Annotated in this window: 14 protein-coding genes and 1 pseudogene; 9 read left to right on the top strand and 6 right to left on the bottom strand. The window is 74.6% G+C overall.

Annotated elements, in window-relative coordinates; genetic code table 11:
• Nucleotides 1–31 precede the first annotated feature (31 nt).
• A complete protein-coding gene (locus tag MF408_RS02055) occupies nt 32–781 on the top strand; it encodes an ECF transporter S component (protein ID WP_240251586.1) in 750 nt (249 codons plus the stop codon).
• On the opposite strand, the gene MF408_RS02050 is transcribed toward MF408_RS02055, so the two are convergent.
• Together MF408_RS02050 and MF408_RS02045 are read right to left on the bottom strand one after the other, a co-directional pair.
• On the bottom strand, nt 768–1,937 hold the full coding sequence (locus MF408_RS02050) for a PQQ-dependent sugar dehydrogenase (RefSeq protein ID WP_240250067.1): 1,170 nt from the start codon (nt 1,935–1,937) through the stop codon (nt 768–770). The two genes, MF408_RS02055 and MF408_RS02050, sit on opposite strands and share 14 nt — an antisense overlap.
• An 11-nt stretch (nt 1,938–1,948) precedes the next feature.
• Complete coding sequence (locus MF408_RS02045; protein ID WP_240250066.1) at nt 1,949–2,875, bottom strand: alpha/beta hydrolase; 927 nt, start codon at nt 2,873–2,875, stop codon at nt 1,949–1,951.
• Nucleotides 2,876–2,977: 102 nt separating this feature from the next.
• Between MF408_RS02045 and MF408_RS02040 the strand changes: the two genes are divergently transcribed.
• A complete protein-coding gene (locus tag MF408_RS02040; protein ID WP_240250065.1) occupies nt 2,978–3,412 on the top strand; it encodes a VOC family protein in 435 nt (144 codons plus the stop codon).
• Between the two features lie 21 nt (nt 3,413–3,433).
• Here MF408_RS02040 and MF408_RS02035 read toward each other — a convergent pair whose 3' ends face one another.
• A complete protein-coding gene (locus MF408_RS02035; protein ID WP_240250064.1) occupies nt 3,434–3,769 on the bottom strand; it encodes an EamA family transporter in 336 nt (111 codons plus the stop codon).
• A 62-nt stretch (nt 3,770–3,831) separates the two neighbouring features.
• Entirely contained in the window at nt 3,832–4,341 is a 510-nt protein-coding gene (locus MF408_RS02030) for a hypothetical protein (protein WP_240250063.1), read from the bottom strand.
• A 582-nt stretch (nt 4,342–4,923) separates the two neighbouring features.
• Between MF408_RS02030 and MF408_RS26495 the strand changes: the two genes are divergently transcribed.
• Nucleotides 4,924–5,517 (top strand): hypothetical protein, encoded by a 594-nt coding sequence (locus tag MF408_RS26495; protein ID WP_345893827.1) that lies wholly within the window; start codon nt 4,924–4,926, stop codon nt 5,515–5,517.
• A gap of 59 nt (nt 5,518–5,576) precedes the next feature.
• Here MF408_RS26495 and MF408_RS02020 read toward each other — a convergent pair whose 3' ends face one another.
• Complete coding sequence (locus MF408_RS02020; protein WP_240250062.1) at nt 5,577–7,274, bottom strand: hypothetical protein; 1,698 nt, start codon at nt 7,272–7,274, stop codon at nt 5,577–5,579.
• 430 nt (nt 7,275–7,704) lie between these two features.
• On the opposite strand from MF408_RS02020, the gene MF408_RS02015 reads away from it, so the two are divergent.
• Nucleotides 7,705–8,559 (top strand): AAA family ATPase, encoded by an 855-nt coding sequence (locus tag MF408_RS02015; protein ID WP_240250061.1) that lies wholly within the window; start codon nt 7,705–7,707, stop codon nt 8,557–8,559.
• 597 nt (nt 8,560–9,156) lie between these two features.
• Complete coding sequence (locus MF408_RS02010) at nt 9,157–10,542, top strand: helix-turn-helix transcriptional regulator (RefSeq protein ID WP_240250060.1); 1,386 nt, start codon at nt 9,157–9,159, stop codon at nt 10,540–10,542.
• Here the strand turns inward: MF408_RS02010 and MF408_RS02005 are convergent.
• Nucleotides 10,532–10,819 (bottom strand): antibiotic biosynthesis monooxygenase, encoded by a 288-nt coding sequence (locus MF408_RS02005; RefSeq protein WP_240250059.1) that lies wholly within the window; start codon nt 10,817–10,819, stop codon nt 10,532–10,534. The genes MF408_RS02010 and MF408_RS02005 overlap by 11 nt on opposite strands.
• 181 nt (nt 10,820–11,000) lie before the next feature.
• On the opposite strand from MF408_RS02005, the pseudogene ilvD reads away from it, so the two are divergent.
• The 4 genes and pseudogenes from ilvD to MF408_RS01985 all read left to right on the top strand — a co-directional run bounded on the left by ilvD (nt 11,001) and on the right by MF408_RS01985 (nt 14,117).
• A pseudogene (ilvD, locus tag MF408_RS02000) lies at nt 11,001–12,666 on the top strand (dihydroxy-acid dehydratase).
• Nucleotides 12,667–12,676: 10 nt separating this feature from the next.
• Nucleotides 12,677–13,150, top strand: a complete 474-nt coding sequence (locus MF408_RS01995; protein ID WP_240250058.1) for a hypothetical protein — start codon at nt 12,677–12,679, stop codon at nt 13,148–13,150.
• Entirely contained in the window at nt 13,150–13,446 is a 297-nt protein-coding gene (locus MF408_RS01990) for a pyridoxamine 5'-phosphate oxidase family protein (protein ID WP_240250057.1), read from the top strand. The genes MF408_RS01995 and MF408_RS01990 overlap by 1 nt, the downstream gene beginning before the upstream one ends.
• Nucleotides 13,440–14,117, top strand: a complete 678-nt coding sequence (locus tag MF408_RS01985) for a hypothetical protein (protein ID WP_240250056.1) — start codon at nt 13,440–13,442, stop codon at nt 14,115–14,117. Before MF408_RS01990 ends, MF408_RS01985 begins: the two co-directional genes overlap by 7 nt.
• Nucleotides 14,118–14,131: the final 14 nt, after the last annotated feature.

Below are 14,131 nucleotides of genomic sequence, written 5' to 3'. Positions count from 1 at the left end.
CGTGCTGGCGCTGACCTCCGTGATCGGCCTGATGATGATCGGCTGGCCGCTGCTGCTGGAGGCCGACCCGACCGACCGGGTCGACCCGCCGTTCCTGTTCCTCGCGCTGCTGCCGTTGGTGCTCGCGGTCGTGCTGGCCGAGGTCAGCGAGGGCGGGATGGACGCCCGGGTGCTCGCCGTCCTCGGCGTGCTCAGCGCGGTCAATGCGGTGCTGCGCGGCGTCAGCGCCGGCACCGCGGGGCTGGAGCTGGTGTTCTTCCTGCTGATCCTCGGCGGCCGGGTCTTCGGCCCCGGGTTCGGCTTCGTGCTGGGCTGCACGTCGCTGTTCGCCTCGGCGCTGATGACGGCCGGGGTCGGCCCGTGGCTGCCGTTCCAGATGCTCGTCGCCGGCTGGGTCGGGATGGGGGCCGGCCTGCTGCCGCGACGCGTGACCGGTCGCGGGGAGGTCGCGATGCTCGTCGCGTACGGCGTCCTCGCCGCCTACGCCTACGGCATGCTGATGAACCTCTGGGGCTGGCCGTTCGTGCTCGGCATCCAGGTGCCGGGCCACGACTCGACCGAGCTGTCCTACGACCCGGGCGCGCCGCTGGGGGAGAACCTGCACCGGTTCCTGATCTACACGCTGCTCACCTCGACCGGCGGCTGGGACACCGGCCGGGCGCTCACCAACGCGCTCGCGATCGCGCTGCTGGGGCCGGCCGTGCTCACCACGCTGCGCCGCGCCGCGCGGCGGGCGCGGGTGGAGCGGGTCGAGCGCCGGGAGCCGGTCAGCCCGGACTGACGACGAGGATCCGGTCGTCCTCGGGCGCCGGGTCGCCGCGGCCGTCGCGGTTGCTGGTGGTCACCCACAGCATCCCGTCAGGGGCGACCGCCACGGTGCGGAGCCGGCCGTGCTCCCCGGTGAGGAACGCCCGTGGCGCCCGCGCCCGGCGGCCGTCGAGCGTGATCCGCCACAGCCGCTCGCCCTGGAGCGCCGCCATCCAGAGCTGCCCGTCGAGGTGGGCGAGGCCCGAGGGCGACGCCTCGTCGGTCGACCAGGTGAGGGCGGGGTCGACCTGGCCGGGACCGCCGCCCTCGCCCTCGGCGTCGGGCCACCCGTAGTCGGCGCCGGCCTCGATCAGGTTGAGCTCGTCAGAGGAGTCCTGCCCGAACTCGCTGGCCCACAGCCGGCCCGCGTCGTCGAACGCCAGGCCCTGGACGTTGCGGTGGCCCCACGACCACACCTCGTCACCGAACGGGTTGCCGGGGGCGGGGTCGCCCTCGGTGGTGATCCGCAGGATCTTCCCGGCGTAGCCGCCCCGCTCGCGGGCCAGGGCCGGCTCGCCCACCTCGCCGGTGGAGACGTAGAGGAAGCCGTCGGGGCCGAACTCCAGCCGTCCGCCGTCGTGGATGAACCCGTTGGGGATGCCGGAGAGCACCGGCTCCGGCTCGCCGAGCCGGCGGCCGTCGAGCTCGGCGCGGACGACCTGGTTGTCGTCGGCGGTGCAGACGTAGAAGTAGAGCAGCCGGTCGGTCTCGAAGTCGGGGGAGACGGCGACGCCGAGCAGGCCGGCCTCGCCCTGCGGAGCGGTCTCCGGGACCCGGCCGACCTCGAGCACCTGGCCCTCGCCGCGGCCGTCCTCCGGCGGCGTGACCACCAGCACCCGGGCGGTGTCGCGCTCGGTGACCACGGCCCGGCCGTCGGGGAGGAAGTCGAGCCCCCACGGCGTGGCCAGGCCGCTCGCCACGGTGCCGACGACGCGCGGCGGCCCTGCCGGCGCCTCGCTCGTGGGCTCGGAGGAGGCGTCGGACGACGGCGGCTCCGACGGTGCGGACGCCTCGGACGTCGGTGCCTGCGGCGACGCCGTGTCCTCGGCGCCCGGGTCGGCGTCGTCGTCGGCGCAGCCGGCGAGGAGGAGCGCGGCGACCAGCAGGGCGGCGACCGTCTGACGTGCCATGCCCGGTGACCCTACTCGGCGGCGGCGCCGACCTGCTCCAGGAAGTCCAGCAGCAGCGCGTGGACCTCGTCGGGGCGCTCGAGCTGGACGAAGTGCGACCCCGGGAGCTCGACGTACTCCGCGTCGCGGAGCCGGTCGACGGCCGTCGCCATGTCGCGAGCCCCCGCGAGCACGTCCCACCGGGCCGCGACGAACCGGGCCGGCGCCTCGATGCCGCTCAGCGAGACCCGCGCGTGCTTGGACGTGCCGAGCGCGAGGTGGGCGTACCACTCGACCGGGGTCGAGAGGAACTCCTCGATGCCCAGGGCGGCCAGCTCCGGGTCCTCGACCGGGAACATGAACCCGCTGTGCGTCAGCACGGCCATCGTGCGCGGCCCGATCCGCAGCCGGGTGGTGACCGGGCTGATCGCCCAGCCGGTCAGCTTCGCCGCGTGGCAGAGCGTCACCGTCGCCAGCCGGGCGAGCGGGTGCGGCAGCCGGAACGGCGCGAGCATGGTGCGGAAGGTGTCGCCGGGCACGCCGGCCACCGCGAACAGGCCGCGGACGCGCTCGGGGTGCCGGGAGGCGAGCTCGAACATCGTGTTGACGCCCATCGACCAGCCCATGAGCACGGCGCGGTCGATCCCGTGGTGGTCCATCACCGAGAGCCCGTCCTCGACGAAGTGCTCGACCTCCACGTGCCTGCGGTCGCGCGGCCGGTCGGACCCGCCGGTGCCGCGGTGGTTCCACGACACGACCCGGACGCCGCAGTCGGGGTCGAGCAGGGCGGGCCAGAGGTAGGCGTTGGTGCCGAGCCCGTTGCAGAGCACGACCGTGGGGCCGTCGATCCGGCCGTCGGGGTCGTTGGTCCACGTGCGGATCCGGGTGCCGTCGTCGGAGAGGATGTCGTGGAACGCCACGAGCGGGGTCTCGGTCGCGTCGGGCGCGGAGGTCGACATGGGGTGATTGTGCCGGAGCGGCCGGCGGCGGCCCCGGCGACGGTCCGCGGGCGGCCCGGAAACCCGCTGGTCCGCTGTCGCGCCGGTTCCTAGGGTGGGGCCATGGCCCAGGTGAAGCAGGTGCAGGTGACCTTCGACTGCGCGGAGCCGCGTGCGGTCGCGGAGTTCTGGAAGGCGGTGCTCGGGTACGTCGACCCGCCGGTGCCGCCGGGCTTCGACTCGTGGGACGCGTTCGACGCCACCCTGCCCGCCGAGAAGCAGGGATCGGTCTGGGCGTGCCAGGACCCCGACGGCGTCGGTCCGCGGCTGTTCTTCCAGCGGGTGCCGGAGCCCAAGACGGTCAAGAACCGGCTGCACCTCGACGTCCGGGTCGGCACCGGTCTCACCGGCGACGAGCGGGTGGCGGCGCTCGAGGCGGAGGCGGACCGGCTGGAGGCGCTCGGCGCCCGCCGGGTGCGGCTGATGCTCGCCGACGAGGAGAACGAGTCGTGCCTGGTGATGCAGGACGTCGAGGGCAACGAGTTCTGCCTCGACTGAGGTGATCCGCGGGCCGGGCGCTCAGTCCGGAGCCGGGTCGGCGAGGGGTGGTCGGTGCTCCGGCGCCGTCGACCGGGTGGCGCCGATGCTCGCCACGACGACGCAGCCGATCGCCAGCCACTGCACGGCGCCGAGCTCCTCGCCGACGACGAGCAGCCCGGCGAGCGCGGCCGCGCCGGGCTCGAGGCTCATCAGCACGCCGAACAGCGCCGGCGCGAGGCGCCGCAGCGCCACGATCTCGCAGCTGTAGGGCACCACCGAGCTCAGCAGCGCGATCCCGAGGCCGAGGAGCAGGACCCGCGGGTCGCCCATCGGGCCGGTGTCGGTGAGGAGCAGGGCGGGGGAGAGCACGGTCACCGCGACCAGGCTCGCGACCGCGAGGCCGTCGAGGCCCGCCCAGCGACGGCCGGTGCGGGCGCTCAGGGAGGGATGTAGCCGGCCCAGGCGGCGCCGGCGAGGACGGCGTACGCAACGCCGACGAGGTCGAGGTCGGCGCGCTCGGCGCCGAGCAGCACCACGCCGAGCCCGGCGAGGCCGGCCCAGGCGAGGTCGCGGGCCCGACGCGAGCCGAGGACGGCGATCGTGAGCGGGCCGATGAACTCGATGGTGACCGCGATGCCGATCGGGATCCGCGCGAACGACTGGTAGATCGACCAGTTCATCACCGCCAGCGAGAGACCGAAGCCGAGCACGGTCAGCCAGTCGACCCGGCTCCGCCCGGAGAGCCGCGGTCGCGCCACCAGCACCAGCACCAGCGAGCTGCCGGCCAGCCGCAGCCACACGATGCCGGTCGGCGAGATCTCGTCGAACAGGCTCTTGGCGATGCCCGCGCCCAGCTGCACCGACGCGATGCCGACCAGGACCAGGGCGATCGCTGCCCCGGTGCCTACCTCAGATTTCCGGGCGACCGATGACATCGGGGGCGTCACTCGGTCAATGTAGGTGCAGCCGGTCGGTCGCCGAGGTCCGGCCCGGGTCTCGGCCGGCACGGCGGCGGAAGGGACGAGCGATGAGCCGAGAGATGACCACGGTCCTGATGGTCGGCACGCGGAAGGGGCTCTGGGTCGGCCGGTCCGACGACCGGGTCGACTGGTCGTGGACCGGGCCGCACCACGACATGGAGGAGGTCTACTCCTGCCTGGTCGACACCCGCGGCGGCCGCACCCGGCTGTTCGCGGGTGCCTCGTCGAGCTGGCTCGGACCGCAGGTGCGCTGGTCCGACGACCTCGGCGAGACCTGGCACGAGACGCCGGGTGGCGCGATCCGCTTCCCCGAGGGCGCCGGCGCGACGGTCGAGCGGGTCTGGCAGCTCGTCCCGGGCGTCGAGGACGGCGTGGTGCACGCCGGCACCGAGCCGGGCGCGGTGTGGACCTCGACGGACGGCGGCGAGACGTTCGCCCTCGAGCAGGCGCTTTGGGACCACCCGCACCGGCCGGAGTGGGGCGCGGGCTTCGGCGGCCAGGCCTTCCACACCGTCCTCCCCGCACCCGACCGACCCCGGGTCGCTGACCGTGGCGATCTCGACCGGCGGCGTCTACCAGACGATCGACGGCGGCCGGTCGTGGTCACCGCGCAACAAGGGCATCCGCGCCGACTTCCTCCCCGAGGACCAGCGCTACCCCGACTTCGGGCAGTGCGTGCACAAGGTGACCCGCCACCCCGCCGCCCCGGAGCGTCTCTACGCCCAGAACCACGGCGGCGTCTACCGGTCCGACGACCACGGCGCGACCTGGACGTCGATCGGCGAGGGGCTCCCCAGCGACTTCGGCTTCCCCGTCGTCGTGCACCCGCACCGTCCGGACACGATCTACGTGTTCCCGCTCGGCGGCGGCGAGGGCCGCTACCCACCCGACGCCCGTGCCCGCGTGTGGCGGTCCGACGACGCCGGGGCGTCGTGGACCCCGCACGACGACGGGCTCCCGCACCCGTTCTACGTCGGCGTGATGCGGGACGCGATGTGCGCCGACACCCACGACCCGGCCGGGATCTACCTCGGCGCCCGCAACGGGTCGGTGTGGGCCTCGAGCGACGAGGGGGTGAGCTGGCGGCAGGTGGTGACCGGCCTCCCCGACGTGATGGCGGTGAAGGTGGGCGTCACGGGCTGACGGCGCACGCGCGGGGCCGGCCGGCGTGTGCCGGCCGGGCCCCGCTCCTCGGGGGAGGGTCACTTGGCGACGACGAGCCCGTCGATCGTGACCCGCTTGCCGTTCGCGCTGGTGACCTTGATCTTCAGCGTCCCGGCCTTGACGGACGCGAACGTGGCGAGGCCGACGACCTTGCGCTTGCCCGTCCCCTTGAGGTTCACGGTGCGGAGCGTCTTGCCGGCGAAGGTGACCTTCACCTTGCCGCCCTGCGGAGACCTGGCGACGACGAGCGCGAGGCGCTTGGCCTTGACCCCGGTGCGGGTGAGGGTCTTCCCCTTCGTGGTCGTGGTGGTCACGGTGCCGAGGAAGTGGCCCTTGCCCTTGCTGCGCTTCCAGCCGGTGCCGGTGAGCTTGCGGTCGTCGAGGGGGACGGTCGTGCACCGGGCGGTCGAGCTGCGGGGGTTGCCGGCGAGGTCGTCGGCGTAGACCTGGAAGCAGTACGACGTGCCGGGCTTGCCCGGGAACGTGACCTTGCTGCCGGGCAGGCCGCTGACGAACAGGCTCGTCTTCCCGTGCGCGGCCTGGTTCCACGCGGCCGACGTGCGGTAGAGCGCGGTGGACGGAGCCGGACCGGACAGGGAGTCGGTGGCGGTCCAGGTGACCGGGAAGGAGGGCGCGAGGACCTGGGCGCCGGGCCCGGTGACCTTCAGCGTCGGGCCGGTGGCGTCGAAGAAGTCGCCGTGGACGAACCCGTTGGCACCGCCCTGGATCGCGGCGGCGACGAAGTTGCCCTCGCTGTCGGAGTCGAGCCCGAGCTCGCCGTTGCTGGCGCCGACGACGTACGACGTCCACTGCGCGTTGAAGGCGTTGGACCGGGTGCGCAGCACGAGGTTGCCCGCGGCGCGGTAGCCGACGGCGCGGACCCGGTTGCGGGTGATCGCGGTGACCGGGGCGACGTCGGCGCCGACCACGCCGGGGGCGGCGATCTCCGTCGACGTCCCGAACTCGCCGTACTGGTTGCTCACCGCGAGGTCGACGCCGTACTGGCCGCCCACGCGGGTCCGCCACGCGGCGACGGCGTCGCCGGCGTCGTTGAGGGCGATCGCGGGTGCCGCCGCGTCCTCGCCGTCGTCGGAGACGATCCCCGGCACGTCCGGGTCGCCGTCGGCGGCGACCTTCGCGACACGGACCACGTCGCGGCCCTCCGCCTCGGTGACGTAGGCGACGAGCCCGCGGCCGTCGGCGTTGACCGCCGCCACCGAGTCGCCGTCCTGGGTCTCGAAGAGCAGGCTCTCCGGCTGGGTCCACGAGCCGGCCGTCGCGCGCCGGGAGACGAGCACCTCGTCGGTGTTCTCGCGGTAGAGCGACACCACTGCGTCGCCGGCGGCGTTGACGTCGAGCGACGGCTTGCCGGTGCCGACCGCGAAGTAGCCGTGGTCGGGGCCGTCCTGCCCCGGTGCCAGCCGGGAGACGACGACGCGGGCCTGCGGCGCGGAGAGCTCCTGCGCGGCGTGGATCCGGCCGGAGGCGTCGACGTCGAGGTCGTACTGCGCCACCGTCCCCTGGGGGAGCGGGCTGATGATGCTGCTGCCGTCCCAACTGGTGGCGGACAGGCGCCGCGCGACGCGGAGCACGGTGGTGCCCTGCTGGTTGGCGGTCCAGCCGACCACGGCGTGACCGCCCTCGGCGGCCAGCTGGAGGCTCTGCGGCTCGGTGCCCGACTGCGGGACGAGCACGGGGGCACCCCAGTCGCCGTCCACGGCCGTCGAGGCCCACACCCGGTCCACGCCGTTGTGCTCCTGGATCCAGGCCGCGACGGCGTCGCCGGGGCCGGTGCCGACGACCTGCAGGTGCGCCGGCTCCGGGCCGGCGAAGCTGACCTGGCCCCCCGTCGATCCACGCGGCGGCGTGGGCCGGGGCCGGGAGGGTGAGTGCGCCGGCGCCGACCAGGGCGACGGCGGCGAGGGAGATGCTCGTGACGGTGGTCTTGGTTCGCATCGGAGGGTTCGCCTTTCGTGAGGGCAATCGGTGCCCGGGTGAGGGAGTGGCTCCAGCGTCGTCCGTGGCGGGGGCGGTGACATCCGCGAGCACCACCCAGACAAGGAGTGGCCCGCGGCCGGTGCTACGTAGTGAGCGGGCGGGGCCACGGACCGAACCGACGACCGAACTGGCCCCCGCACCGCCGCCCGACGGCCCTAGGATGCGTCCGTGCGATGCCCGGTCATCGTCTCTCGGACCGACGAGACGTCACGACTGCGCGAGGCGCTGCGCCGGCCGGCCACCGGGCACGGCGGCGTGCGGGTGCTCCGCGGCGAGGCCGGGGTCGGCAAGTCCCGGCTCGCGGCGGCCGTCGTCGCCGAGGCAGAGCAGGCGGGGACCGTCGTTCTCTGCGGCCGTGCCGTGCGCTCGGCCGCGTCGGTGCCCCTGCGTCCGCTGAGCGAGGCGCTGCTCGGGTGGCTGCGGACCGGGACGGTGCCCGACGACCGCAGTCTGGCGCCGTACCTCCCCGCGCTGGGCCGCCTCGCGCCGCAGCTCGGTGCCGCCGCCGCCGACGGCGCGTCCTCGGTCATGCTGATCGGCGAGGGGCTGCTCCGCCTGGCCACCGCGCTGGGCGGCGCCGGCACGCTGCTGCTGGTCGAGGACCTGCACTGGGCGGACCCCGAGACGCTGGGGGTGCTGGAGTACGTCGCCGACAACGCGCGCGACGTACCGCTGGTGGTGGTCGCGACCATGCGTCCGCACGACGCTCCCGACGTGGCCCGGCTCGTGGGCGACCTCCGTGCGCGCGGCTCGCTGGAGGTGCTCGACCTCGACCCGCTCGAGAGCGAGGACGTCGGTGCGATGCTGCAGGCGTGCCTCGGCGCGGACGTGCCGCCCGGTCTCGACGACCTGGTCGGCCGGTTCTCGGCCGGCTACCCGCTGCTCGTCGAGGAGGTGCTGGCCGACCTGCAGGCGTCCGGGGCCCTGGCGCGCGACGGTGAGGGCTGGCTGGTCCGCGGGAGCTGGTCGTGGGGGTCCCCGCCTCCTTCGCCCGGTCGGTCGAGGCGCGGCTCGACGCCCTGACGCCCACCGCGCGGGAGGTCGTCGAGGCGGCCGTGCTGCTCGGCGATGAGTTCGACTGGCAGGTGGTCGGCGCCGCGCTCGGGCTCGACGACCGCACGACGTCGGCCGCGATCCGCGAGCTCCGGGCGCAGCGGCTGGTGGTCGCCGACGGCATGGGCTTCGCGATCCGGCACGCGCTCACCCGGGAGGCGGTGCTCGACACGCTCCTCCCTCCTGACCGTCGCCGGCTCGCCGGGGCCCTGGCCGCGGTGGTCGAGGAGCGGGCCGCGGCCGACGCCTCGGACGAGGCGCACCAGGTGCTGGCCGAGCTGTTCGAGGCGGCCGGCGACCGGGACCGGGCGGCCCGGCACTGGCTGGACGTCGGCCGGTCGGCGATCGCCACCGGAGCCCTCACCAGCGCGCTCACCGCGCTCGGCCGCGCCGGCCAGCTGGTCTTCCCGAGCACCGCGCTGGGGCTCGACGTGCGGGAGGCCGTCGTCGAGGCGCACGCACTCGCCGGCGACATGCCCGCGGCGCTGGAGGTGGGGGGAGCGGCTGATCGCGGAGCTCGCCGACCGGGCCGACGAGCCGGAGCGGCTGGCCGCGCTGCGGCTGCGGTTGGCGCGAGCGCTGCTCGCCGGGGGGCGGTGGGACGAGGCGGAGCAGCTGCTCGCGGCGGCGGCCGGCGCCGACGTCGCCCTCGACCACGTCCTGGCCGCGCGGCTGGCGCTCGGGCGCCACCAGGAGGACGAGGCGATGCAGCGGGCGCGGGCGGCGCTGGCGGAGGTCGGCCGCGACCGGCCCGAGGTGGCGTGCGAGGCGTGGGAGGTGCTCGGTCGCGCCGCCCGGCGCGACGTGGTCGAGGCGCAGGCCGCCTTCGAGGAGGGTCATCGACTCGCCGAGGAGCGCGGCCTCGTGCTGTGGAGCTGCCGGCTGCTGGCGGCGATGGGGAGCCTCGACCTCGTCCAGCGGCGGCCGCCGAAGGAGCGGCTGGTCGCCGCCCGCAGGGCCGCGCTCGACGCCGGCGCGATCGCGACCGCCGCCCGGGCCGAGCTCGAGCTCGACATGGCGCGGCTGCAGTACCACGAGCTCGACGACGCCGCGGCCTCCCTCGACAACGCCATCACGATGATGGAGCGGCTCCACCTCCCCGAGGTCGGCCAGGCTTACGGGATCCGCGCGACGGTCCACGGTCTCTGCGACCGGATGCCGGAGATGGAGGCCGACATCGCGGTGATGGGGCGCTCCGCGGGCAACGAGGCGCTGCTGGCGGTCGCCGTGCCCGCCCACGTGCGGTCACTCGTCGCCATCGGTCACGGCCGCTACGAGGAGGCACGCGAGCACCTGGCGCGGGCCATGGCCGGCGCGCGGCGGTTCCCCGCCTACCCGCTGTCGCTGCGGGGCTACTGGTCGCTGTTGGAGACGGTGCTCGGCGGGGACGGGGCCGCTGCGCGGGAGGAGGTCCGCGCCGGCCCTCAGGCCAGCAGCCCCCAGAACGCGTTCGGGCTGCGCTGCGCCGACGCGGTCGCGCTCGGCCGCCGCGGCGAGAGGGAGGCGGCCGAGGAGACGTTCGCCGACGCCGGGTGGGACCTCCCCGGCGCCGAGCCGTGGCTCGAGATCCACGCCCGGCTCCTCGTCGCCCGCGCCGCGGCGGCCGACGGCTGGGGCGAGCCGGAGCAGTGGTTCCGGCACGCGCTCGACGGGCTGCTCGGGCTCGGGCAGACGGAGGCCGCCTCGGCCTGCCGGGCCGCGATGCGGGAGGCGGGCGTCGCCGTACCCCGCCGCGCCGCCGGGAGCGACCGGGTGCCGCCGCACCTGCAGCGCCTCGGCGTCACCGCCCGGGAGTACGACGTGCTCGAGCTCGTGGTCGCCGGGCTGTCCAACCGCGACATCGCCGAGCGGCTCTTCCTGTCCGTCCGGACCGTGGAGACCCACGTCGCGCGACTGCTGCAGCGCACCGGCAGCGCGGAGCGCGGCGGTCTCGCCGCCCACCTCACCGGCTGAGGTCGGGGTCGGCCGCCACCTCGACCCGCTCGACGTTCCACGACCGGGCCGGGTGCGTCGGCAGCGCCAGGGTGGCCTCGGCCACGGCGCGGGCGTGCTCCTCGGCGTCGAACTCGACGACGATCGTGCACCGGGTGCGGTCGTCGTCGAGGGACCAGTGGCTGGCGACGAAGCCCGGCTGCCGGCGCATCCAGGGCGCCATCTCGCCGCGGAGCAGGCCGAGGACCCGGTCGGCCCGGGCGGGATCGACGGTCACGCTCACCAGCATCGTCGCCACGGTCACTCCTCCGGTGCTCGGCGTGGGGACGGGAGACGTCCCCGACGCTCACCCTGCAGCGCCGGCGCGCGGCGTACATCCGTGGTGACCACGGATACAAGAACGGATGCGAGGTTCGGACACTCCCGGCAGCCGGTCGGGCGCGGCCACTACGCTCGGGGCATGACCGACGCCCCCCGACATCAAGCCCCGCTCCCGCGACGTCACCGACGGCCTGGAGCGGGCCGCCGCGCGAGGGATGCTGCGCGCGGTGGGCATGGGCGACGACGACTTCGCCAAGCCGCAGGTCGGCGTCGCCTCGAGCTGGAACGAGATCACCCCCCTGCAACCTGTCGCTCGACCGGCTCGCCAAGGCGGTCAAGAACGGCGTGCACGCCGCCGGCGGCTACCCGCTGGAGTTCGGCACCATCTCGGTCTCCGACGGCATCTCGATGGGCCACGAGGGCATGCACTTCTCGCTGGTCTCGCGCGAGGTGATCGCCGACTCCGTCGAGACCGTGATGAACGCCGAGCGGCTCGACGGCTCGGTGCTGCTCGCCGGCTGCGACAAGTCGCTGCCCGGCATGCTGATGGCGGCGGCCCGGCTCGACCTCGCCTCGGTCTTCCTCTACGCCGGGTCGACCATGCCCGGCCAGGTCGACGGCCACGACGTCACGATCATCGACGCCTTCGAGGCGGTCGGCGCCTGCCTCGCCGGCAAGATCTCGCGCGACGAGGTCGACCGGATCGAGCGGGCGATCTGCCCCGGCGAAGGCGCCTGCGGCGGCATGTACACCGCCAACACCATGGCGTCGGTTGCCGAGGCGATCGGCATGTCCCTGCCCGGCTCCGCGGCGCCGCCGGCGGTCGACCGGCGTCGCGACGGCTTCGCGCACCGCTCGGGCGAGGCGGTCGTCGAGCTGCTGCGCCGCGGGATCACCGCCCGGCAGATCATGACCAAGGAGGCCTTCGAGAACGCGATCACGGTCGTGATGGCGCTCGGCGGCTCCACCAACGCCGTGCTCCACCTGCTGGCGATCGCCCGCGAGGCCGACGTCGACCTGTCCCTCGACGACTTCACCCGGATCGGCGAGAAGGTGCCGCACCTCGGCGACCTCAAGCCGTTCGGCCGCTTCGTGATGAACGACGTCGACAAGATCGGCGGCATCCCGGTCGTCATGAAGCTGCTGCTCGACGCCGGGCTGCTGCACGGCGACTGCCTGACCGTGACCGGCCGGACGATGGCCGAGAACCTCGCGGAGCTCGACCCGCCGTCCGTCGACGGCGAGATCCTCCGCCCGCTCGACCGGCCGATCCACCGCACCGGCGGCATCACGATCCTCAAGGGGTCGCTGGCCCCGGAGGGCGCGGTCGTCAAGAGCGCCGGCTTCGACGAGACCGTCTTCCGCGGCACGGCGCGGGTGTTCGACGGTGAGCGGGCCGCGATGGACGCGCTCGAGGAGGGCCGGATCACGGCCGGCGACGTCGTCGTCATCCGCTACGAGGGCCCCAAGGGCGGCCCGGGCATGCGGGAGATGCTGGCGATCACCGGCGCGATCAAGGGCGCCGGCCTCGGCAAGGACGTGCTGCTCGTGACCGACGGCCGGTTCTCCGGCGGCACGACCGGTCTCTGCGTGGGTCACATCGCCCCGGAGGCGGTCGACGGCGGCCCGATCGCGTTCGTCGAGGACGGCGACCCGATCGTGCTCGACGTGCTCAACCGCACCCTCGAGGTCGAGATCGACGCCGACGTGCTCGAGAAGCGCAAGGTCGGGTGGCAGCCGCTGCCGCCGAAGTACACCCGCGGTGTCCTCGGCAAGTACGCCCGCCTGGTCCAGTCCGCCGCGCACGGCGCGGTCACGGGGTAGCCGCGGCGCGGTGGACGACCTCGAGCGGCTCCGGCGCTTCGTGACGCGCGACGAGGACACCCGGCTCACCCTCGACACGATGTCGCTGTGCTGGGTGGGTCCCGAGGGACGCGACCCCTGGGTCGACTGCCCGCCGCCCCCCGGACGGCGGCGTGCTGTTCGCCGACACCGGATCGGAGAGCGAGCTCTACCTGATGCCCGACGGTGCGGTGGTCCTCTACGTCCCGCTCGCGGACACGCCGTACGTCGTCGTCGGCGGCAGGATCCGGAGTGGCTGGCGCTGGCCACCCAGCACGGTTTCGTGCTCGACGGGCTCGCCTACGACTGGGACAGTGAGCTGGCGGAGCTCCAGGGACCGCCGTGGCGCGCCGAACTGGACGAGCCCGAGCGGCGACTGCTGGACGAGCTCACCGCGGAGCTCGACCTACGACCGTGGCCGGACGTTCCGGCTCGGCTCGCCGAGCTGCAGAGGAGGCTGACCTGATGGGCAAGGTCCACGACGGCATCTCGGGGCGGCTGAGGGAGTTCGTCGAGAAGCAGCCGGTCTTCTTCGTCGCCACGGCACCCCTCGCCGCCGACGGCCGCATCAACGTCTCGCCGCGGGGCATCCGTGGCACGTTCGGGGTGCTCGACGAGCACACGTTCGCCTGGGTCGACACCAGCGGCAGCGGCACCGAGACGATCGCGCACCTGCGGGAGAACGGCCGGATCACGGTCATGTTCTGCGCGTTCGAGGGGCGCCCAACATCGTCCGGTTCCACGGCACCGGCCGGGTGGTGACGATCTACGACGAGGAGTACGCCGGCCTCGCGGCCCGGTTCGTCGACCTGCCCGGTGCGCGGGCCGTCATCGTCGTCGACGTCGAGCGGGTCTCGGACTCGTGCGGGTTCGGCGTGCCGCTGATGAGCTACGAGGGGGAGCGCGACCTCCTCCAGCGTGCGTTCGCGCGCCGGGGCGTGGCCGGCTCGGCCGACTACCGGCGCCGCAAGAACCGCACCAGCATCGATGGGCTCCCCGCCTTCGACGACGACCCGCTCGACGAGTGGTCCACGCTCGAGGGCCTCGCGGCGGTCCGCACCCGCCTGGGCGCGCAGATCGACGGCTGGGTCGCCCCGGTATCCCACGGCATCGCCCTCGACGGCGACATCGGGCTGGTCAACCGGCCTGGCGGCGCCCACGGGCTGCCGGCCGTCGTGCTCGCCACCGTGCTCAAGCACGACGGGTCGTCCGCCACCCTGCCGATGAGCCGGCAACAGCTCGACGAGGCGATCACCGCCCTCGCCCCGGCTGAGGCGTGCACCGACGTCGAGCACCCCAACCTCGCGGCGTGGCGCGCGCTGGCTGAGCGGATGGACGCGGCCGGCGGCGGCGAGCTGACTGCCGTGTTCGTGCGCTCCGCCGACGACCCGGTGACGTCTCCCGTCGACGGGGCGCTGCGCGCGGCGTGGTGAGGCTGTCGGCGCCC

The sequence above is a fragment of the Nocardioides sp. TF02-7 genome, from assembly GCF_022437945.1.
Classification (GTDB): domain Bacteria; phylum Actinomycetota; class Actinomycetes; order Propionibacteriales; family Nocardioidaceae; genus Nocardioides.
This window is presented reverse-complemented; position numbering and strand designations above follow the sequence as displayed.

Bases quoted from the DNA above. Each gene is read 5' to 3' on its own strand.
- MF408_RS02055 (WP_240251586.1), top strand. From the start codon at position 32: ATGATGATCGGCTGGCCGCTGCTGCTGGAGGCCGACCCGACCGACCGG.
- MF408_RS02050 (WP_240250067.1), bottom strand. From the start codon at position 1,937: ATGGCACGTCAGACGGTCGCCGCCCTGCTGGTCGCCGCGCTCCTCCTC.
- MF408_RS02045 (WP_240250066.1), bottom strand. From the start codon at position 2,875: ATGTCGACCTCCGCGCCCGACGCGACCGAGACCCCGCTCGTGGCGTTC.
- MF408_RS02040 (WP_240250065.1), top strand. From the start codon at position 2,978: ATGGCCCAGGTGAAGCAGGTGCAGGTGACCTTCGACTGCGCGGAGCCG.
- MF408_RS01990 (WP_240250057.1), top strand. From the start codon at position 13,150: ATGGGCAAGGTCCACGACGGCATCTCGGGGCGGCTGAGGGAGTTCGTC.